Origin of the sequence: Pseudoalteromonas sp. TAE56 (assembly GCF_000497955.1) — a bacterium.
Lineage (GTDB): Bacteria > Pseudomonadota > Gammaproteobacteria > Enterobacterales > Alteromonadaceae > Pseudoalteromonas.
This window is the reverse complement of record NZ_AUTN01000088.1, coordinates 1-2,783: the sequence shown is the minus strand read 5'-3', so window position 1 is coordinate 2,783 and position 2,783 is coordinate 1. Positions and strand designations below refer to the sequence as shown.

At 41.8% G+C, this 2,783-nt stretch carries 3 protein-coding genes; 2 read left to right on the top strand and 1 reads right to left on the bottom strand.

Annotated features, from left to right (window positions below; all coding sequences use genetic code 11):
* Both L656_RS1000000122765 and L656_RS0109150 read left to right on the top strand, forming a co-directional pair.
* Nucleotides 1–173 (top strand): magnesium transporter (locus L656_RS1000000122765; protein ID WP_173400221.1); only part of this gene is annotated, 173 nt, incomplete at its 5' end.
* 55 nt (nt 174–228) lie between these two features.
* Nucleotides 229–1,290, top strand: a complete 1,062-nt coding sequence (locus tag L656_RS0109150; RefSeq protein WP_024598984.1) for a DUF21 domain-containing protein — start codon at nt 229–231, stop codon at nt 1,288–1,290.
* Nucleotides 1,291–1,303: 13 nt separating this feature from the next.
* Here L656_RS0109150 and L656_RS0109145 read toward each other — a convergent pair whose 3' ends face one another.
* A complete protein-coding gene (locus L656_RS0109145) occupies nt 1,304–2,677 on the bottom strand; it encodes an IS4 family transposase (RefSeq protein WP_024598303.1) in 1,374 nt (457 codons plus the stop codon).
* Nucleotides 2,678–2,783: the final 106 nt, after the last annotated feature.

The following is a 2,783-nucleotide window of genomic DNA, read 5'->3' as shown; positions in this document are numbered from 1 at the left end:
TAGCCATATTATTGAATTTAGTGGCCGCGTCACTAGCAGGTGTTGTTATTCCGTCTATTTTAGACAAAATGAAAATTGATCCTGCGTTATCTGGTTCGGTAATTTTAACTACCGTTACCGATATTGTTGGGTTTGTTACCTTTTTAGGTTTAGGCAGTTTATTGCTTTTATAAGCCTTGTACCAATTCGCTTAATTAAGTGAATTGGTATTACTAATAGGAAAATACAATGACCTTTGAAGTCATGATCTGGTGTGCAATTGCTTTGTGTATTTCACAATCGGCAATATTTTCGGGCTTAAACTTAGCGTTTTTTTCACTAAGCAGGCTTCAGCTTGAAATGGAAAGTGCAAAAGGGAACGAGGCGGCCATAAAAGTAATGGCCCTTCGAAACGACTCTAATTTTTTATTGTCGACTATTTTGTGGGGCAACGTAGGTATTAACGTACTACTTACACTACTTTCTGATTCGGTATTAATGGGCGCAAGTTCGTTTTTATTCTCAACTATCGCAATTACTATTATTGGTGAAATAACACCGCAGGCTTATTTTTCGCGTAATGCGTTAAAAATGGCAAGCCTACTTTCGCCGTTAATTAAGTTTTATCAGATTCTGTTTTATATAGTTGCTAAGCCAACGGCTTTAATACTCGATGCATGGTTAGGTAAAGAGGGGATTACGTACTTTGCTGAAAGTGAGCTCAGGGGGATTATTCGCAAACACATAGAGGCTGAAGAAGCTGATGTTCAACACGTTGAGGGAATAGGCGCGCTTAACTTTTTTAGCTTAGATGAAATAAGCGTAACCAAAGAGGGTGAGGTAATTGATCCAGACTCTATTATTGCTTTGCCTACTAAGCTTGATTTGCCTATTTTCCCAGACCTTACATTAACAACTGATAATGAGTTTTTACGCAAACTACATAAGTCAGGTTATAACTGGGTGATCATTACCAATGAAGACGGTTGGCCTTTATTAGTGGTAGATGCTGACGGCTTTTTAAGATCAGCGTTATTTGAGCCAGATACGTTTGACCCTTATCACTATTGTCACAGACCTATAATTGTTGCTGATGAAGCGATGCGTTTGAGTGAAGTGATTTTAAAAATACGGGCTAATCATTCTTTAGATAAATCGTTTGATGGGGCCATTGATCACGATGTGGTATTAGTGTGGAGCGATGTAAAACGCATTATTACCGGCGCTGATATATTTGGTCGGTTGCTCAAAGGTATGAGTGCACCAAAACTCGAACTGCATGAAAATACAGAGAATAAAAAGCCGCTATAAAGCTGTCTCTTGATCACAAGTCTGACTCAAGAGATTTTGCTAAATCGTAGCCTTCCAGGATGGCTTGTAACTTAAGCCATCCTTTCCATAACACTTTCACAGATGCACGCCCTGTGCGCTTGGTATCTTTCCAGCCTCCTAACTTTGCCAGTTCCTGATACGCCCATGACATATTTGGAGCAGTTTCAGGCAATGGTGTTTTTATTCTCTTTAACCACAATAACTTCCATGCTTTGGGAGATAACAGTTGTTCACAACTTGGGGAATCAGGCTGCTCATTGGTGAACTTTAGTTGCAATATTCGCGTCGCAATAAAGCCATTAATCGTCACCAATCTTTCCATGTTATCTTGGCTTTGAAGGCGTAAACTTTCGATATCCGTACCATCACTTTTCCAGACTTTATGGTATTCCTCTACAAGCCAACGGTGCTCATAGTAGGTGATGATAGCTAAGGCGTCTTCTTTGCTGGTGACTGGTTCACTGGTTAATAGGTGCCAGCTTAAGCCGTTCTTAGCGTTTCCTCGCTCTGTACAGCCGACATAGTAAACTGGGAGGGAGTGTCCTTTCTTATTGTAAGGCGCTTTGAGTGTCACTGGCGCATAGGTGATATCCAGTGTTGCGCTTCGGGCTTTTCTTCCTCCTTTTTGTGCAATGTGGATGTGTTTGGTGCCTGCACTCATCAGCTCGCTTGCAAACGCATAGAGCTTATCCTCACCTTCTTCAATATGACGACTTTGCATCGAGCGTACGACGAATCGTTGCTGCTCGGTCAGTTTATACTGCAAGTATTCGTAGATGTCCGCTTCGCGGTCACACACCGATATCACGTTCGCCATTTGTCCTTGCAGCCGCTCTGCCATCGCTCGTGACGCTGACTCCCACTTGTAACTTTCTTTTTCTTCGTAAGAAGTCGTCGCGTGTTTTTCTCTTTTTCCAATCGTGTTGATATCACGACTCCAGCGAGACTGTTCAATTAATCCCACAACTTGCTTTGTGTCTGGCGCAAACAGTAATACGCTATGAGCTAACAAGCCTCGTTGTTTTGCTCCTCGTCCGACATGACCCAAATCATCTCGAATGGAGGAATGCTTATAAATTAGTGTGGTCGTGTCTTCTAATGCGAGCAATAAGTTATGACTTTTTGCTTGTTCAACCGTGGCTTTAAAGCCTGACTCTGCTATAGCCGTTGCGTCAATATTCTCGTTGCGAATAAAGCGGTAGGCACCTTCCATATCGGCGGGGGATTGAGTGATGTTCACAAGTGGTTTTCCTGGTTCATTTGCAAGCGTTGATGCTAACTTTACCAGACGCGCTGTTCTTCTTGGATCACCTAAGTCCGATTTACCGAATTGTTGTTTTGCCCAATGAGTATGTTCGTTAATCATAATGTGCCCTCAAACAAGATTTGAAGATCTGATCATGACATTGAGATTTAGTTCAAAAAAATCCCCGCTAATTTCTTAGCAGGGATTTGTGTATAAGAGACAGCTA